Here is a 16169-nt window from a genome sequence, read left to right on the forward strand (position 1 = left end):
CTAGCTGACACGGCGTTCTTGATGCTGAGAGAGATTTGGGCGCGCGCCACTTAAGTCCATTCCTAAAAATCGAGGGGATCGATCAGGTCGTATGATAGAGCGGGGAGGGGCCGCCAAGGATCGAACGAGTAGTCCAAGAACGGTGCGATTCCATCACAGCTCAAAACTGAGCAACTTACCAAGCTAGGGCACTCGACATCCTCACGCTTCACGCTGGCTTAAGGCTGTGATTGTAGGGAATGACCGCACCTTGTGCGCCTCCAGTACCTGAAGACTGACGACCTCCTCAATCAGGAATAGCGGCCGGCCCTTGGTCTGCATATAGGCCCGCCCGACATACTCCCCCAGGATAGCCAGGCAGGTCAGCTGAGCTGTCGAAAATAGAATCACCAGCAAGGCTAGGCTCGTATAGCCAGGCGCCCGAATGGGACTGAGGAAGAACGCCAGGAAGACATAGGCGATCATGGCTATGGCGAAGCCTACGCCAAGCAGCGCCAGAAGGCTGGCAAGACGCAGCGGCGCGTTGGAAAAGCCCACCAGGGCGTCCATCGCCAACCGAACCATCTTCCGAAGTGTGTAGCCGGTTTCCCCTGCCAGCCTGGCGTCGCGATCGTAAAGCAGCTCGCTCTGGCGTCCGCCCAGCCAGGCGACCATTCCGCGAAGGAAGCGGTCATGCTCAGGCATCGCCTTGAGGCGCTCTACGATGCGGCGTGACACCAGGCGGAAGTCACCCGTGTCGGCCGGGATCTCGACGTTAGAGACCGCGCGCAGGAAGCGGTAAAATAGCGCCGCCGACCAAAGCTTGAACCGCGTCTCATTCGCCCGGGTCCTGCGGCGGCCAAAGACAACGTCAAACCCCTCATCCATCCGCGCCATCATCGCCGCCAGAAGTTCCGGCGGGTCCTGCAAGTCGGCGTCGATAATCAGAACCCTCTCGCCTCTCGTCAGGCTCAGACCGGCGGTGACGGCCAGCTGATGCCCATGGTTCCGAGCCAGATTGACGCCCACGACCTGCGGGGTTTGAGCGGCCAGGGATTGGATGAGGCTCCAGGTTTCGTCCCGCGAGCCGTCATTGACCAGCACGAGTTCGTAGTCGCTCCCCACCACGGCTTGGCAAGCCATGGTCATGCGCGCAGCGAAGTCTGGCAGGGAACCCGCTTCATTATAACAAGGGGCAAGGACGCTGAGCCGCGGCCTTGGAGGCGACAGATTAGGCTGACGCGAAGCGGCGGGTTTCCTGCGCCGGCGCGAGGATATGGAACGGATGGGCGGCGAAGACAGCATAGGTCTCGTCTACCATAGCGTCGCGCGCGTCGCGCGCCGGTCGACAGGCTCCTGTATCCGGCTGGCCGCCCCCTGTGGCCTCTTGTAAGACCGCAGCGGTTGGGAGCCTCGCATGCAGCGCAGCACGGTTGGTAAGGCGATGGTGGCGATCGCCCCTCCCCTGGTGGCGGTGATCTATGTCTGTGCGCTTAGCGCCATCGTCTTCCACGACAAGCTGCTCAGCAACTCTGTCGATCTGGCGCACCATCTGCAGCTCGTTGAGGCGCTCAAGGCCGGTGGAGCCTTGCCAGCCTCAAGCGCGGCCTATCTCAGCGAGATGTACGTCTATCCAAACCTGGCTCACCGGCTGGCGGCCTTGTGGGTCGGGTTGGGATCAAACAGCCTCAACGCCCTGGGCGTGACAGCCTACGCCGCCGCCGGTCTCATATGGCTCTGTCTGATCGAGATCGCCCGCCGCATCTCCTTAAAAGCCATGCTGGCCAGTCTGGCGCTGGGGTTGCTGCTTATGCACCGGGGACAAATGCTTCTTGGCCAGGAAGTTGTGGGAAATTTCTTCTACGCACAACTTGTCGCAGAGGCCCTCTTTGTTGTTTCTTACGTTATTGGGGTCAAACTTGTCACCCGCGCGCCGGTCGCCTTTGCCCTATTTGCGCCGGCCGCGGTGTTCATCTGCGGTGAGGTTCATCAGCTGGGAGCGTTGAAACTCGCTCTGGCCCTAGCCCTCGTGGCCGCAGCCTACGCTTGGCGGGCCTGGCAGGAGACGCGCCAAATCGCAGCGCCCTACCTCATAACCCTGGTGTCAGCCCCGCTTATGGTGGTGGCCAACCCCCACTTTCTGGCGATGGCCAGGATTGCGGGCAACAACGGCAGCGTCGAGTTTGGGGTCTCCATCCCCCCGGCGCTGATCGGAACCGCCGCCGCTCTGCTCCTGGCGCTCAGCCTAAGCCTTTTCGTCTCAGACTGGCGCAAGGCGTCCAAGCATGCCGGCTCAGCGGGCCTACTGGCGATGATTGGCGCGGCCACAGCGATCGCAGCGCTTCTGCAATCGCTCGCCTGGAGCTTCGGGGCGGGATCAGAATATGCCGTCCTGAAGCACGCCTTTGGCGTCATCACGCTCCTGGTCTTCATCATTCCTGCGGTGCTCTTCTCCGCGGGGCCTAGATCCACAGCCCAGTCATGGGGGTGGCAGGTCAATGGCGTCCTTCTGGTGACGGCCCATCTCCTGGTTCTGCTGGGCCTCTATGGCGCGACATCCAAGCTCGACGTGGACGCTACCGCCGGGCTTCTCGCCCGAGTGGAGGCCGTCGTCGACGCAGGTCGCCTATCGGAGCCTCCGCTGACCTATTTCGTCTCCGATCAACACCCCGCAATCGTCAACTACATGGCCACGGTCGCGGTCCTGCAGACGCCGCGTGACGCCTTGGCCCTGACCATCCTGCAGACCCATCCGGCGACCGCGCTGCTCGATGTGCCCGAGGTGCTCACAGAGCATGGGGACCCGCGCTACGACGCGCGCCCGTGTCGCCAAGGCCCTAACCGCGAGCACCTGGTGCTCCTCTCCGGTCGATGCCTTTCCACCCAGGCCTATGCCCGAAAGGGGCTGGTTCTGGGGACCCGCGTCTTCTTCAAGGCCGGCGAGACGGGCGGCGCCTACCTTAAGGCAGGCTGGAGCGCCCCGGAGCTCGGCGGCGCTTGGTCAGACGCCAAGGTGGCTCAAGTCGTCTTACCGCTCGACGAACCGCGTCTGCGCCCCGTCCAGGTGCGGATTCAGGCGTTCGGCTTCCTGCCGACCCCAACCTCCACGCTCAAGGCGGAAATCTCTGTCGCGGGCGGGCGGGCCCAGGCCTTCACCTTCGACAGCGCTCACCCGGCGCATCTCTTCGAATTGGACGTACCTGGCCACCCTCTCGGTTCGAGGGAAATCACCTTGAATGTGCGCGTGCCAGATGCGATCTCGCCCGCAGAGCTCGGCCTTGGGCCCGATCAGCGACGCCTAGGCCTTGGCATTGAGGCGGCGCAGATTGTCTATGCCCCCCAGGGGGAACCTGGTGGCTAGGGGGCGACTTGCAGACATGACCCGTCGCCCACAACGCGCGGGAACCGGCCGCCTGAAGTTCCTTGCCGGGCTCCTGCTTTCTGGGCTCGCCCTGATCTTGCTGTTTCGAGGCGTGCGCCTCAGCGAGCTTTGGGGAGTTCTGGAAAAGATCAGGGTTGGCTGGCTTGCTGTCGCAGGTCTCGCCGTGGCTTGCGACTACGGCGTCCGCATCTTGCGCTGGCGCCTAATGCTGCGGGTGCGCAACCCAGATCTCCCCTACTGGAAATGCGCAGGGCCCCTTTTGGGAAGCATGGCGCTTAACAACCTCCTGCCGCTGCGGCTTGGGGATGTGGCTCGCGCAACGGCGTTTTCAGCTCCGCTGGGCGTCAGCACCAGCTTTGCGACCGGAACTATGGTGGTGGAGCGCTGCGCCGACCTCCTGGCCCTGCTGCTCGGCGCCAGCATCGGTCTCCTGGCCTACCAGGGGCAAGGCTCGAGTATTGTGGCGCTGACCGCCGGGGTGATCGGCGGTGGAGCCCTGCTTGCGATCGGACTGGTCATTGTACTGGGCCCTCACCTGCTGGCGCGTTTGCGAAGGCTCGCCTACTTCCAAAAGCCCACGCCCGGACGCGTGATGGAGGCCATTGTCGCCTTCTTCGACGCCATGGGCGAGTTGCGCCGGCCTGGGATTCTCTTCGGCCTGGGAATGTCGACAATCGCAGCATGGATCCTGGAAGGCCTGGTGTTTTATGCCGCGTTCCAGGCCGTCGGCGCGAGCCTCATGCCCTTGGGCGCTCTCTTCGTCACCTGCACAGCCTCGCTGGCCACAATCATTCCCTCCAGCCCCGGCTACATCGGCACCTTTCATCTGGCCGTCCAACAAGCTGCTCAGCTGCTGGGGGTCTCACTGGGCAACGCCACCATCGCCGCCATCGTGGTCCATGGCGCCCTCTGGCTTCTCGTAACCGGCGCTGGGGTGGCCTGGCTGGGCGCTCGCGGCCTGCAATCCGCTATAGGCGCGGCCAAAACGCGACGAATTCAGGGAGAGCAAGTTTGACGATCGCGATTGTCGGCGCCGGCTTTACAGGCCTTTCAGCCGCCTACGACCTGGCTAAGGCGGGGCGGAAGGTCATCGTTTTCGACAGCGATGGCGAGCCAGGCGGCCTGGCTGGCGGGTTTCCAATCGGCAGCTCAACCTTGTTGGAAAAATTCTACCATCACTGGTTTGTCAGCGATCGACACATCATGGATCTGATCGCCGACCTCGGCTTGCAGAACAACATCCTGCATCGGCAGTCCCAGACCGGACTGTATTATAACAACAGACTATTTCGCCTCTCCTCGCCTGTTGATGTTCTAAAGTTTACCGCCCTTCCCTTCCTTGATCGCCTTCGGCTGGGCTTTCTTGTTCTGCAGGTCCGGATGATCAAGGACTGGCGGAGCATCGAGCACCTCAGCGTTGAAGAATGGCTCGTGGGACTTTGTGGCCGGCGCGTCTACGACCTCGTCTGGGCGCCGCTGCTCGACGCAAAGTTCTCCACCTATAAGGATGAAATCTCGGCCACCTGGTTTCTGCTCAAGCTTCAGCTGCGCGGCGGCAGCCGCGGCAAAAACGGCTCCGAAATCCTGGCCTACTACAAAGGCGGCTTCGCCGCCCTCGCCCAGCAGCTACGCAACGCCATTGTCGCGGCCGGCGGTGAAGTGCGATTGGGTCAGACGGTTTCCCAGATTGATGTTCACGAGGGCCAAGCGACCGGGGTGCGATTGGCGTCTGGCGAGCAGGTCCCCGCCGACCAGATCTTGTTGACCACAGCCCTCCCGATCGCCGCCGACCTGCTGGCGCAATCGGCGCCGAGCGATTGGCTACAGGCCCTGAGAAAGGTCCAGTACCTCGCCAACCGCTGTATCGTTCTGGAGCTCGATCGCAGCCTCTCGACAACCTATTGGATCAATGTCAACGAGCCCGGCTTTCCCTTCGTCGGCGTTATCGAGCATACAAATTTTGAGCCGCCAGAGACATATGGCGGAAAGCATATCGTATACCTCTCTAGGTACATGCCGGACTCAGATCCGCTCTATACGATATCCGATGACCTGTATGTTGCGTACGCTCTGCCCTATATTAAGCGCATGTTCCCTGACTTTGACGAGAGCTGGATACACGCCGCTCACGTCTGGAAGGCTGATCACGCCCAGCCCGTCACGACCCGTAACTATTCGAAGATGATCCCGTCACATGTCACGCCCATCAAGGGGGTGACCCTGTTCAGCATGGCGCAAATCTATCCCGAAGATCGCGGCACCAACTACGCCGTGCGCGAGGGGCGCAAGGCCGCCGCGTTGCTCACCCCGCCCTAGTCCGCACGCCCAGGTGTCCACGTGTGGACGCGTCTGTAAAACGCCGCCCTTCGACCGCTTGTCCGCCATGCGTCCCTCTGATAGAGCTGCGCGGCGGCGCGCGCAAAAAGTAAATCCGACATGACCCCCGAAAAGACAGCCGTCTACAGCGCGACGACCAGAAAATCTCAGCTCCTCGCAGATGGAGCAAAAGATATTGTCGCAGCGTTTTCGCAACATCATATCTGGATAACTATGGCGCTGCATGACATCCGCATGCGCTATCGGGGATCAATACTTGGGCCGTGGTGGATTACGCTGTCCATGGGCTTCTTGATTGCTGGGATGAGCGTTCTATACGCCAGTCTCATGAACCTGGAACTCAAGGCTTACGTGCCTTGGTTGGCGTGCGGCATCGTTGTCTGGGGACTGATCACCAGCACCCTGACGGAGGGTTGCGACGCCTTTATCGGCGGCGGCCCAATTATCCGGCAGAGCGCCACCCCCATCTTCACGTTCGTGCTGCGAACCCTGACCCGCAATCTCATGGTGTTTGGGCACAACGTTGTAATTGTCGCCGTTGTCGCGGTCATTTTTGGCTTTTGGAAGGACATTAGGCCCTTCGAGGTTCTCCTCGGACTGGCCGCCGTCCTGGCCAATCTCTCCTGGATCGTGGCCCTCATCGCCCTGGCCTCAGCGCGCTTTCGCGATGTGCCTCAGATCGTCGCCTCTATCCTGCAGATCGCGCTCTTCCTAACCCCGGTCTTCTGGCACACCGAGCAGCTCACTGGGCGCCCCGCCATCCTCTGGCTCAATCCCTTCTACTATCTGCTCGAGGTGATCCGGGCGCCGCTCGTGGGTGGCGCAACCAACACTGACGCCTGGGCCGTTGTCGTCCTCATGGCCCTGCTCGGCTGGTTGGTGATGTTCCCCCTCTTCGCCGCCCATCGGCGCCGCGTCGTCCACTATCTCTAGATCTTCTGGGGCCCTGCATGGCGCGCATTGATGTCGAGAACCTGTCGGTTCGGTTCCCGGTCTACGGGGTCGAGTTCCGCTCCCTGAAAAAGGAGCTGGCGCGTACGGTCGGCGGCCGTATGGGCAAGAGCGCGACGGGCCATACCGTCGTCCAGGCGCTGGAAGACGTGAACTTCCGTCTTGAGGCCGGCGACCGGCTCGGACTGGTGGGCGGCAATGGTTCGGGGAAGACAACGCTTCTGCGCGTCCTGGCCGGCGCCTATGTGCCAGATACGGGTCGGGTTGAAATTACCGGCAAGGTGTCGGCCCTGCTGGACGTCGGGATGGGCCTAGACGCCTCTGCGACAGGCTACGAGAACATCTATATGCGTGGCCTCTTGAACGGCCTCAGCCGTCAGGAGGTCGACGCCAAGGTCGATGAAATCGCCGCCTTCAGTGGCCTGGGCGACTTCCTCAGAATGCCCCTAAAAGCCTATTCTGCGGGCATGCAGGCCAGACTGGCCTTCGCCGCGGCGACCGCCATCGAGGCCGATATTCTGCTGATGGATGAGTGGATCGCGGTTGGCGACGCCGAGTTCCGGGACGCCGCTCAGCAAAGGTTGGTGTCCCTGGTCGATCGGGCCAGTATCCTGGTGATCGCCAGCCACGACCCAAGCCTGATCAATTCGCTGTGCAACAAGATCCTCCACCTCGAAGGTGGGCGCATCGTCGGTTGGGAGAGCCCGTCGCAAGCCGTCGAGCACATGCTGCACCCTCACGGCTAGGCCGTGCTGGGGTTGCCCCTTGAGGGCGCCCAGTTCCTTCCCGCCGCCGCTTTCGGAGCCTCTGGATGCAACCGCTTGATCGATCAGACCAGTATCAGGATCAGACCGGCTTCATCGACGTCAAGAAGCTGATCGCCGCCTATTCGTTCGACGAGCACGTCCAACGCGCCGACGACTACTTCAAGAGCATCGAAAATCCTTGGGTGCACCAGCTCCGCAAACCCTTCCATGAGTTCCAAGATAGTCGCGCGACCTTGGCGGGGTTCGCCGCCGTCTTAGACGTGGCCAAACTGCGCGCCGGCCATCGCGTGGTAGACTTTGGTTGCGGCACGGGCTGGCTCTCGATGGCGCTTGCCCTGATGCGCTGCACCCCCATCGGGCTCGACGTCTCGCAAGAGGCCCTCAACATCGCGCGCTCAGCGGTCGACGAGCATCCCCTGCTGCGCACGCTCGACATCGCCTTTGACGTCATTGGCGAGACAATGATCGGTCTGGAAGACGCCTCGGTCGACCGGATCATCTGCTTTGACAGCTTCCACCACGTCTCCGATCAAGCCACCTACCTCAAGGAGTTTCATCGCATCCTCAAGCCCGGCGGCTTGGCTGTCTTTCATGAGCCCGGGCCGCGGCATTCAGCCAGCAAGGCCTCCCAGGAGGAGATGGCCAACTTCGCGGTGATCGAGAACGACATCGTCATCGAGGATATTGCGCAGATCGCCCAAGCCATCGGCTTCCAGGATCTGCGGCTCGCGGCCTTCACTGACACGCCGATCCTGCTGGATATGAAAACCTATCTGCGGGGCGTGGAGCGGCGCGGCGGCCTTGGCTTCTATCACCAGATGGGCAAGGCGTTGATGGCTCAGGGCTACGAAAAGCGCGTGTTTGTCATGCGCAAGGCCGGTGAAACCGATGCCGATAGCCGCTTCCCTGAGCGCCTGGGCGCAAAGGTCACCGTAAAGGCCCACAACTTCGACCCGGCCAGCCGCGTGCTGTCGGCGGAGGTGAGCGTGAAGAATACCGGCAATGGCCTGTGGCTGGCTTCAGGCGCCGCCGCCGGGGCCGTCAATCTCGCAGCGACCGTCGTTCAGGCCGATGGAACGCAGCGGTCAGAAGCCGCCCGCTTCCCCATCGCACCGACAGACACCCCAGCCGGCATGGAACAGCTGGTGAAGGTGGCGCTGGAGATCCCTGCAGCCTATGGCGAAGCCTTCATTGTCGAGCTCGATTTGGTTTCCGAATTAATCACCTGGTTTTCCGAACAAGGCTTAAGCCCAACCCTGATCCATCAGGTCCCATAATCGCCTCGTCGCCGCGCCGAGCGGCCACACCGGTGTAGAGCTCCAAGAGGACTGGATGGATCAGACCCAATCAAAGGCCCTTGAAGACCTTGAGCGCCGGTTGGCCCGTCTTGAGAGCCAAAATGAACGGCTCCGCGAGTTTGTGATCCCCGCGTTCTGGAACGCCTTAGATCGGCTCGACGCCCGAACGGCCGATGAAACCGTTGTCGCCTGTCTGGCCTGTGGGCTTTCTGGTCCGCCGTCCAGCTACGCCATGCGGGTAGACCACTGCATGTTTGGGGGCGGTCGGCTTGAGCGCCTGGAGTGTCCTGACTGCGGATGCGTCTTTGGCCCAATGAAGTACCTGCAGACGCCATCTGAAATCGTCTCAGCCGACTACAGCCTGCTCTACTCCTTCTACAGCGAGGGAGACTCCACAGAGGAGGAGCTGAGAGCCTTTGAACTCCTGGATCCAAAGCCTGGCGGTCTCTACCTGAACTGGGGAAGCGGGGCCTGGTCGAGGTCGGTCGAGATTTTGCGCGAGCGCGGCTACGACGTCTGGGGTTACGAACCTAACGCCTTGATCGACAGCCCGTTTGTGGTGAAACGCCGCGAGGAGGTCAGTGCGCGTTTCGATGGCATTTTCTCAAACAATGTTATCGAGCACCTGTTCTCGCCGCAGGCGCAATTCATCGAATTTCGCGATCTGCTCAAAGACGACGGACGCATGGTGCATGCCTCGCCTTGCTACGAATGGTCCTACGCCTTCACCCGTTTTCACGTGTTCTTCCCGCTCGGAAACGCCCCCGAACAGCTGGCCGCCAAAACTGGATTTATGCTGACCCAGTCGGTGGACGACGGCGCATTTCAGGCGCGGGTCTTTTCGCTTTAATCGCAAGAGCAGCAGCTCCGGACCTTGTCGTCCTACAGGCTGGGCTTACTGGCAATCATCCTTCTAAGGCCGTTGGCCGCGGCGACCTCAATCCTGACCGCTCCCACGGAATAGGCGCGCTTGGCGCCGTTCCAGTCGACCTCAACCAGCGACCCGACTTGCCGGAACTGCGCCTTATAGGCCTGGTTCTCGATCATCAGTTCAATCTGATGCCAGCCCATGGCCCCACCCCACACCCAGATAACTGTGGTACTTGGAGCTTGGTTAGTATCGCCTTAAGACGCCGTGGAATTCCCGGCATGCGATAGTGCGACGATCCTTAATCGGGTTCTGAGGCGGCGGGCTGCGCCAGCATCGCCAGTTGTTGCGCCCTCGTGGCCCACATGTCGGCCAACTCTAGAAATGCCTGGCTCTGAATTTGGCTCTGAGCTTCTTGCGCCAGCCTGCGCGCCTCGGCGGCGTACTCAAGATGGCGGGCGACATCTTCTGCGAGCGGCATCTGGGCTCCTGGGTGGGGTGAGGCTTAGCCTGACACCTTAGCCGGTGTAGATGTAATCGGGCTTGCCATAGACGCCGATCAGATCGACGGCGAAGGCCGCCCCATCGGCCAGATCCTCCAGAAAGGCGCTATTGGCCCGCGCATAGATTCCGACATCGGCCTTCTGCCCCTCAGCCAGCAGCCACCCGACCATCGCGGCCTTTGCGCCCAAGCCGTCAGCGCCATCCTGGCCATAGAAGGCGAAATAGTCGGCGCGTGTCATCGTCACGTTGTTGAGGACAAAGCTGGGATCCAACAGCGCATGAAGCTTGGCGTCTGTCGGGGCTGCGCCAAAAATCGTGGCATAGGCTTGGCGGGTGGCGTCAAACAGATTCAGAGCGCCATAGGCCGCAGCGAAGGCATCCCTGCCCTCCCCGAATTTTCCCAGATTGACAGCAAAGTTGATGTAGCGGTTTTCAAGATTGAAGTTCTGATAGTAGGTGGAGTTCAGATTATTGATATTAGGCCCGGTTGGTGAAACCAAGTAATCAATGCCCGACTGCGTGGGTATTTTACCTGTGAAGAACTCATAACTCATAGTCGCGACCGACGTTGTCGCGCCAGCGGCTTTCACAATGCTCGAAATCGCCGCCGCGTCAGTGAGGCTTCCCTCTCCCACCCGCTGCGCCAACTCATTGGTGAGATTTTGGACCCGCGAGTCGCCGACGCTCACCCGCAACAGGTAGGTGATGGCGACCAACACCGACGGCTCCAGCACAAGGGCCGCGCTAACAAGCCGAACTGTCGTGTCGGAGAACTTCAAAAACTCAATACTGCGCAGGGTGTCGACACCTTCGGAAACCCCGGTCCTCAGATCGGTCACCCGCCAGCCGCTCGCATCGGTCGCCCAGCGATAGTTCGCCTGGGCGGCTGAGAAAATCGCAGTGTCGACCCCCTCGCCCCCATCCAGGACATCATCGCCAGGTCCCCCTGAGAGGCGGTTCGTCGCGCTATTGCCGTAGATTTGATCCGAGCCGGATCCGCCGATCGCGTTCTCGATGACGGCCCCGATCGCGACCGCCACATTGCCACTTAGGCCGCCCACGCTGGAGAAGAAGCCTGGGCGCAGATCGATGATCTGGTTCTGGCTGAAGCCGGAGAAGTCGAAGGTATCGACGCCCCCAGCATCCCACACCGCAAACACCAGCTTGGCGGTCGAGGTCGCGGCCTCAAACCAGGGGCGGCCAGCGTTGGCGTTGAACCCATAGGTGGTGTCGGTCAGCCGGGTGGTGGTGTTGGGGCCGTATTCCAGCTGGGCCGCGGCGATGTCATCGAGCATGGGGGCGGCGGAATAGGTCCCGCCGAAGGCGCCGCCGGTGTTGGTCTCGCTGAAATAGCTCATCACCGTGTACTGCCGACTGTCCTCGGCATAGCCAGCGCTATTGGCATAGGTCGGCGATGTCACATCACTGGCGTCGTAGTCGCTGGGATGGGCCAATCCGATGGCATGACCGATCTCGTGCACCAAGACCAAGCCACCGTAGCCTCCAATAGAGGGCGCAACGTTGTAGCTTCGCGTGCTGTTGGTCCAAACGTCACCCGCGACCGAGCCGAAAGCTGTCGATCCGGGGTAGAACGCAAGAGCTGACGCGCCCTCCGCCCCAGTGGAATAGTTCCCAAACAGGATGCTGGCGGCGTTGGTGAAAGCCCCTTCACCGCTGGCCCCCGCGCCAACTCGCTCAAACCTGATGTTTGCGACATCCGACCAGCCCAGCAGCGCGAGCTCAGTCGTAGATATCTGGTTGGCGTTGAACCGGCTAAATCCGCCGGTGTCATCCGGCATGCTGGCAGGCGCATTTGCACGGAAGCCGTAGGTCACCGTGAACCCGACCCCTAGCGCGTGGGACCAGCCAGGCTCGCCACCCACCAGGCGGAAGGCGGCTTCAGATACGGTGAGGCTCTCTTTGCCGGAGACGGTCGCGCCGCGCGCGTCGGCGTTCTGAAAGGCGTTGGGCTCAGACGACAGGTCAGACGCTTCAGGGAACGGCCTATACATCGCAACCACACTCTACGCCCCCGCGCCGGCTACGACTAAGCCGCGACGGGGTGTGAAACAAGCTTAGGTCTTGAAGTTGCGGCGTTTTCTCGCACCACAGAATGACTCGCCGACAAGCTCGAACAGGCGCCAGTTTGCGCGCGCAAGCCTAAGGATTTGGAAGCAAGCTCAAGCTTTGCGAAGCCAGGCAATCGGCAATCGGCAATCAACCCTTCAGGATTATATCCCTGCTCAAACAGATGCTGAGCAACGCATGCCCACCTACCCTTGCGCCCATATCGATCGTGACGGTCAAAACCTCCTCATCGTGCCGCTCGACGATAATTTTGAAAGCATGAGCAGCGCCGCCAAGGCGAGCGTCGCGGAGGTTTTTGAGGCCAAGGCGCGCGCCGCGGGCTTTGTGGGCGTCCTGATCCCGGTGTGGCGCCGAAAAGCTAACCTCATGGGCTTCCTAGCCCCGGTGACGCATCACCCTTTCCTGCAGAGCTTGGATATCGAGACGGTCAGCGGCATGATCAACGGCAAGCTATCTTGGTGACACGTCCACATGCGGGCGTGTGGACGGAGGCTTAGGCGGAGATTTTCCCAGAGACCAAGTCGGGCACAAGCTGCACGACAAGCCAGCGCGCAAGAGTGTCGGGATAGTTCTCCATCCCTCGAATGGTCACGCTCTTCGACAACGCCCCCAATCGCACCGTCATCGCGCCGGCTTCCACACGCCAAAGCCCGCGATAGCGACGCCCCTCCATCAGAATCTCGACGTCTCCATCTTCAAGATGCATCGGCATGCCCCATGTCCACTCACGCATAAGTAGACCCACTTTCTTAACGGTGATTTGCGACCTTTTGACACGGCGCGTGCCTCGACCACGAGCCGCAGTCATCCATCTTGAGGCGGCGCAGATGTCCCAAGCAGTGACAATGTTAAAGCGCATCGGCTCGGCGGAGGTCCGTAAGGCCCTGGATCTCCATGCGCGCTTCCTGGCCGGCCGGCCAGGCGGCCAGCGCGCAAGCTTTGCCTATGTCGACCTCTCGGGCCTCCAGCTCGACAATGCTGATCTTCGAGAAGCCGACCTTACCGGCGCCCGGCTCAATGCGGCCTTTCTGGCCCGCGCCAAGCTGCAGGGCGCCATCCTCTATGGCGCAGATCTCCGCGGCGCGGATTTGCGCGAGGCCGATCTGACCAAGGCTGATTTACGAGGGGCCTGTCTAAGGGGCGCCAACCTGGCCAGCGCCATCCTGGTCTCTTGTGACTTTCGCGAAGGGCAGACGGCTCTTCATGACGATCAGGCCGGTTACAAACTCTTGGTGCATCAGACCAAGGTCGGCGAGCTCGACTTTGCGGTGCTGACAGGCGCCAACCTAACCGGAAGCCAAATGAGCGGGGTTTCAGCCAGCTCGACAGACTTCACCGGCGCCAACCTCTCCGGGGTCACCCTGGGCGGCGCCAAGCTTCGGAAGGCCAAGCTCGATCGCGCAAACCTCACAGGCGCCAACCTGGCAGGCGCCGACCTCTCAGGCGCCTCCCTCAAGCGGGCCAACCTCACTCGGACGGACATGGCCTTCGCCACCCTTGCAGGCGCCGACCTAACCGATGCGCTGATCCCGCCGCCCGTGATGGTCTATCTTGACGACGTGCCCCTAGATCAGGTCGTCGCGGGCCATGAAGCCTTCTGTAAAACCCAAGGCGGTTCAGGGACGCCTGCACGGCTTGCAAAGGTCGACTTCCGTGCCCTGGGAAGCCTAAAGGGCCGGCGTCTGAGCGCGCTCGCTGCGCCGGGTAGCGTCTTCTTCGGCCTCGATATGGAAGGCGCTCATTTTCAGGCCGCCGACCTTTCTCGCTGCGATCTGCGAGGCGCCAATCTGCGCGGCGCTGATCTGCGAGGCGCAAAACTCATAGACGCGCAACTCACCAGCGCCGATCTGCGGGGCGCCGATCTTAGCCCCCTCGCCGTGGGCGAAGGGCGCGTCCTGCGCACCGACCTTAGCCGCGCAAATCTGCGCCACGCGAACCTGTCGAAGGCCAACGCCAATAGAGCGCGTTTTCTGGAAGCTGATCTCGCCGGCGCCAATCTCGAAGGCTGCGAACTTACCGCCGCCGAACTCGAGGCTTAACAAGGCCCAGACAATCCTTGAAAGCCGTCGCCATCACGGCTAGCCCAGAGACTGGAGAGTGGGTCTTGAGCCATCAATACGAAGAATATGTCGCTGGCGCTCTCCTGCCGACCGGCCAAATGATGTGGCTGGCGCGCGTCGCCGGCGCGCCTCGGCCCTACGGCCCCCACGACAAATTCGGCGCCTCGACAGCTCGATTCTCAAGCGAGGCCGAGGCAAGGCATGCGGCAGAATTGCTCTGGAAAACCGATCCCGGTCGAGACCCGATCTGGAAGGTTTATACGTGCGAAATTCGGGTCGTTTCCTAGGGCGCCTGCAGCCCTGCTCGGGGCCCGCGCCTGAAGTGCGATAATCAGACGATGGTAAAGGTCGTTAAAACCGAGCTGGAATCAGCAATCGACACTCACGTCGGCTTGGCCATTCGCGCACGTCGGGCGGCCCTGGGACAGACGCAGTCGGTCTTGGCTGCGAAATTGGGCCGGTCCTACCAGCAAATCCAAAATTACGAGCCTGGTCAGAACCGAGTGTCGGCGCCGCTGCTTTACCAACTGGCCGAAATACAAGAGGTCGACGTCGACTTCTATTTCGCGGGATTTGTTCCGCCGAACGACTAACCGCGTTGGGCTAAACCGGCGCCCGACGGGCCAGGAGCGCCTGGCGCTTTAGTGATAGCTCGCGCCCCCCACTCCCGCCTCAGACTGAGGGTTTTCCTGACCCTTCAGCAGGGTGTTCAGCAGGTTTGCAAGTTCCTGAGCGTTGGCGCGGGAAACGACCGTGGCCAGTTTGTAGATGGGCCCCTCGGGGCCAACTTCGCCGAAAGCGATACGTACTTGGCCTCCAGTGGCCACGATGAAGAAGCGGTTAGAGAGCACGGCGGGCGGTTGAAGGGCCAAGCTGCGTTCCTTCTTATGGTCATCCATACCTAGGTTTAGCTCCTCATTGGCGCTTCCAAACGTCGGGTGCGCCGTGCTGATAGCGGGCATGAGCCCTGCCTCTTGTCGTTTGGGGCCAAGTCCGCCTGGGTCCTCATCTACCAACTTAAGCTTGCCGGCACATACCCACAGGCGGGCTGAAAAGCGCTTCCTGTTTGCGGCTCTCCTCTCTGGCAGCCTCGGCTCTGTCCCAGGGCTTCATCTGGCCGCCTTGACGTCCGCGTTCTGATCAAGCCTTAGGCAGGGCATGATCCTGACCCTCGCCTGCCCCGACCGCCCCGGCATCGTCGCCCGCGTCTCAGCCTTCCTGTTCGAGCGCGGCTGTAACATCCTCGACGCCCAGCAGTTCGACGACGAGGAGACCGGCCGCTTCTTCATGCGCGTGGTGTTCGCCAGCGACGAGGCCGCCGAGCCGCTGCGGGAGGCCTTCGGCCCCCACGCCGAGGAATTCGGCATGGACTGGACCCTGCGCGATTCGAAGGTGAAGAAGCGGGTGATGATCCTGGCCTCGCAACAGGATCACTGCCTGGCCGACCTGCTGTACCGCTGGCGGCGCGGCGAGCTGCCCATGACACTCTCCGCCGTGGTCTCCAACCACGCCGCCGACACCTATGCCCACCTGGATCTGTCCGGCGTGCCCTTCCACCACTTGCCCGTGACGCGCGACACCAAGATGGAGCAGGAAGCGGCCCTGTGGCGGCTGATCCAGGACACCGACACCGAGCTGGTCGTGCTCGCCCGCTACATGCAGGTGCTGTCCGACGGCCTGGCCACTAAGCTGGAGGGCCGCTGCATCAACATCCACCACTCCTTCCTGCCAGGCTTCAAGGGCGCGCGGCCCTATCACCAGGCCCACCAGCGGGGGGTCAAGGTGATCGGCGCCACGGCCCACTACGTCACCGCCGACCTCGACGAGGGGCCGATCATCGAACAGGACGTGGAGCGCATCAGCCACCGCGACACGCCGCGCGACCTGATCCGCAAGGGCCGCGACATCGAGCGCCGGGTCCTGGCCCGCGCCGTG

The 16169-nt window shown here is 61.9% G+C and carries 17 protein-coding genes; 11 read left to right on the top strand and 6 right to left on the bottom strand.

The window, feature by feature from the left end; genetic code table 11:
• Positions 1–201: 201 nt before the first annotated feature.
• Positions 202–1284, bottom strand: coding sequence for a glycosyltransferase family 2 protein (locus tag Q8M85_RS15465; RefSeq protein WP_371135274.1), 1083 nt, complete (start codon positions 1282–1284; stop codon positions 202–204).
• Positions 1285–1396: 112 nt separating this feature from the next.
• Here Q8M85_RS15465 and Q8M85_RS15470 point away from each other — a divergent pair, with 112 nt between their 5' ends.
• The 7 genes from Q8M85_RS15470 (at position 1397) to Q8M85_RS15500 (ending at position 9564) form a co-directional block, all read left to right on the top strand.
• Positions 1397–3340, top strand: coding sequence for a hypothetical protein (locus Q8M85_RS15470; RefSeq protein WP_305546205.1), 1944 nt, complete (start codon positions 1397–1399; stop codon positions 3338–3340).
• Positions 3341–3356: 16 nt separating this feature from the next.
• Positions 3357–4376, top strand: coding sequence for a lysylphosphatidylglycerol synthase transmembrane domain-containing protein (locus tag Q8M85_RS15475; RefSeq protein WP_305546207.1), 1020 nt, complete (start codon positions 3357–3359; stop codon positions 4374–4376).
• On the top strand, positions 4373–5677 hold the full coding sequence (locus Q8M85_RS15480; RefSeq protein WP_305546209.1) for an NAD(P)/FAD-dependent oxidoreductase: 1305 nt from the start codon (positions 4373–4375) through the stop codon (positions 5675–5677). Before Q8M85_RS15475 ends, Q8M85_RS15480 begins: the two co-directional genes overlap by 4 nt.
• Positions 5678–5797: 120 nt before the next feature.
• Positions 5798–6631 (top strand): ABC transporter permease, encoded by an 834-nt coding sequence (locus Q8M85_RS15485; protein ID WP_305546211.1) that lies wholly within the window; start codon positions 5798–5800, stop codon positions 6629–6631.
• 17 nt (positions 6632–6648) lie between these two features.
• The gene (locus Q8M85_RS15490; RefSeq protein ID WP_305546213.1) at positions 6649–7395 is read left to right on the top strand and encodes an ABC transporter ATP-binding protein; all 747 of its coding nucleotides are present in this window, start codon (positions 6649–6651) and stop codon (positions 7393–7395) included.
• Positions 7396–7460: 65 nt separating this feature from the next.
• Positions 7461–8693: a class I SAM-dependent methyltransferase gene (locus Q8M85_RS15495; RefSeq protein WP_305546215.1), complete on the top strand. Its 1233-nt coding sequence runs from the start codon at positions 7461–7463 to the stop codon at positions 8691–8693.
• A 55-nt stretch (positions 8694–8748) separates the two neighbouring features.
• Complete coding sequence (locus Q8M85_RS15500) at positions 8749–9564, top strand: bifunctional 2-polyprenyl-6-hydroxyphenol methylase/3-demethylubiquinol 3-O-methyltransferase UbiG (RefSeq protein ID WP_305546217.1); 816 nt, start codon at positions 8749–8751, stop codon at positions 9562–9564.
• Between the two features lie 32 nt (positions 9565–9596).
• Here the strand turns inward: Q8M85_RS15500 and Q8M85_RS15505 are convergent, their stop codons facing one another.
• The 3 genes from Q8M85_RS15505 to Q8M85_RS15515 all read right to left on the bottom strand — a co-directional run bounded on the left by Q8M85_RS15505 (position 9597) and on the right by Q8M85_RS15515 (position 12098).
• Positions 9597–9785 (bottom strand): hypothetical protein, encoded by a 189-nt coding sequence (locus Q8M85_RS15505; RefSeq protein WP_305546219.1) that lies wholly within the window; start codon positions 9783–9785, stop codon positions 9597–9599.
• A 98-nt stretch (positions 9786–9883) separates the two neighbouring features.
• Positions 9884–10063, bottom strand: a complete 180-nt coding sequence (locus Q8M85_RS15510) for a hypothetical protein (RefSeq protein ID WP_305546221.1) — start codon at positions 10061–10063, stop codon at positions 9884–9886.
• Between the two features lie 37 nt (positions 10064–10100).
• Entirely contained in the window at positions 10101–12098 is a 1998-nt protein-coding gene (locus tag Q8M85_RS15515) for a M10 family metallopeptidase (RefSeq protein WP_305546223.1), read from the bottom strand.
• 253 nt (positions 12099–12351) lie between these two features.
• On the opposite strand from Q8M85_RS15515, the gene Q8M85_RS15520 reads away from it, so the two are divergent.
• Entirely contained in the window at positions 12352–12636 is a 285-nt protein-coding gene (locus Q8M85_RS15520) for a hypothetical protein (protein ID WP_305546225.1), read from the top strand.
• Positions 12637–12667: 31 nt separating this feature from the next.
• Here Q8M85_RS15520 and Q8M85_RS15525 read toward each other — a convergent pair whose 3' ends face one another.
• Positions 12668–12886 (bottom strand): hypothetical protein, encoded by a 219-nt coding sequence (locus Q8M85_RS15525; RefSeq protein WP_305546226.1) that lies wholly within the window; start codon positions 12884–12886, stop codon positions 12668–12670.
• Positions 12887–13019: 133 nt separating this feature from the next.
• Here Q8M85_RS15525 and Q8M85_RS15530 point away from each other — a divergent pair, with 133 nt between their 5' ends.
• Positions 13020–14213, top strand: a complete 1194-nt coding sequence (locus Q8M85_RS15530) for a pentapeptide repeat-containing protein (protein ID WP_305546228.1) — start codon at positions 13020–13022, stop codon at positions 14211–14213.
• A gap of 359 nt (positions 14214–14572) precedes the next feature.
• A complete protein-coding gene (locus Q8M85_RS15535) occupies positions 14573–14827 on the top strand; it encodes a helix-turn-helix domain-containing protein (RefSeq protein ID WP_305546230.1) in 255 nt (84 codons plus the stop codon).
• Positions 14828–14875: 48 nt separating this feature from the next.
• Here the strand turns inward: Q8M85_RS15535 and Q8M85_RS15540 are convergent, their stop codons facing one another.
• Positions 14876–15196 carry a hypothetical protein gene (locus Q8M85_RS15540; protein WP_305546232.1) on the bottom strand — a complete coding sequence of 107 codons (321 nt, stop codon included), beginning with the start codon at positions 15194–15196 and terminating at the stop codon, positions 14876–14878.
• Between the two features lie 196 nt (positions 15197–15392).
• Here Q8M85_RS15540 and purU point away from each other — a divergent pair.
• On the top strand, positions 15393–16169 hold a 777-nt coding region (gene purU / locus Q8M85_RS15545), incomplete at its 3' end, for a formyltetrahydrofolate deformylase (protein ID WP_305546234.1).

Origin of the sequence: Tabrizicola sp. (assembly GCF_030694085.1) — a bacterium.
Taxonomy (GTDB): Bacteria; Pseudomonadota; Alphaproteobacteria; order Rhodobacterales; family Rhodobacteraceae; genus Tabrizicola.

Excerpts from the sequence above, each read along its gene's own strand:
- Q8M85_RS15530 (WP_305546228.1), top strand. The coding sequence starts at position 13,020 with ATGTTAAAGCGCATCGGCTCGGCGGAGGTCCGTAAGGCCCTGGATCTC.
- Q8M85_RS15525 (WP_305546226.1), bottom strand. The coding sequence starts at position 12,886 with ATGCCGATGCATCTTGAAGATGGAGACGTCGAGATTCTGATGGAGGGG.
- Q8M85_RS15470 (WP_305546205.1), top strand. The coding sequence starts at position 1,397 with ATGCAGCGCAGCACGGTTGGTAAGGCGATGGTGGCGATCGCCCCTCCC.
- Q8M85_RS15485 (WP_305546211.1), top strand. The coding sequence starts at position 5,798 with ATGACCCCCGAAAAGACAGCCGTCTACAGCGCGACGACCAGAAAATCT.
- Q8M85_RS15540 (WP_305546232.1), bottom strand. The coding sequence starts at position 15,196 with ATGCCCGCTATCAGCACGGCGCACCCGACGTTTGGAAGCGCCAATGAG.
- Q8M85_RS15475 (WP_305546207.1), top strand. The coding sequence starts at position 3,357 with ATGACCCGTCGCCCACAACGCGCGGGAACCGGCCGCCTGAAGTTCCTT.
- Q8M85_RS15535 (WP_305546230.1), top strand. The coding sequence starts at position 14,573 with ATGGTAAAGGTCGTTAAAACCGAGCTGGAATCAGCAATCGACACTCAC.
- Q8M85_RS15490 (WP_305546213.1), top strand. The coding sequence starts at position 6,649 with ATGGCGCGCATTGATGTCGAGAACCTGTCGGTTCGGTTCCCGGTCTAC.
- Q8M85_RS15500 (WP_305546217.1), top strand. The coding sequence starts at position 8,749 with ATGGATCAGACCCAATCAAAGGCCCTTGAAGACCTTGAGCGCCGGTTG.
- Q8M85_RS15465 (WP_371135274.1), bottom strand. The coding sequence starts at position 1,284 with ATGCTGTCTTCGCCGCCCATCCGTTCCATATCCTCGCGCCGGCGCAGG.
- Q8M85_RS15495 (WP_305546215.1), top strand. The coding sequence starts at position 7,461 with ATGCAACCGCTTGATCGATCAGACCAGTATCAGGATCAGACCGGCTTC.
- Q8M85_RS15520 (WP_305546225.1), top strand. The coding sequence starts at position 12,352 with ATGCCCACCTACCCTTGCGCCCATATCGATCGTGACGGTCAAAACCTC.
- Q8M85_RS15510 (WP_305546221.1), bottom strand. The coding sequence starts at position 10,063 with ATGCCGCTCGCAGAAGATGTCGCCCGCCATCTTGAGTACGCCGCCGAG.
- Q8M85_RS15505 (WP_305546219.1), bottom strand. The coding sequence starts at position 9,785 with ATGGGCTGGCATCAGATTGAACTGATGATCGAGAACCAGGCCTATAAG.
- Q8M85_RS15515 (WP_305546223.1), bottom strand. The coding sequence starts at position 12,098 with ATGTATAGGCCGTTCCCTGAAGCGTCTGACCTGTCGTCTGAGCCCAAC.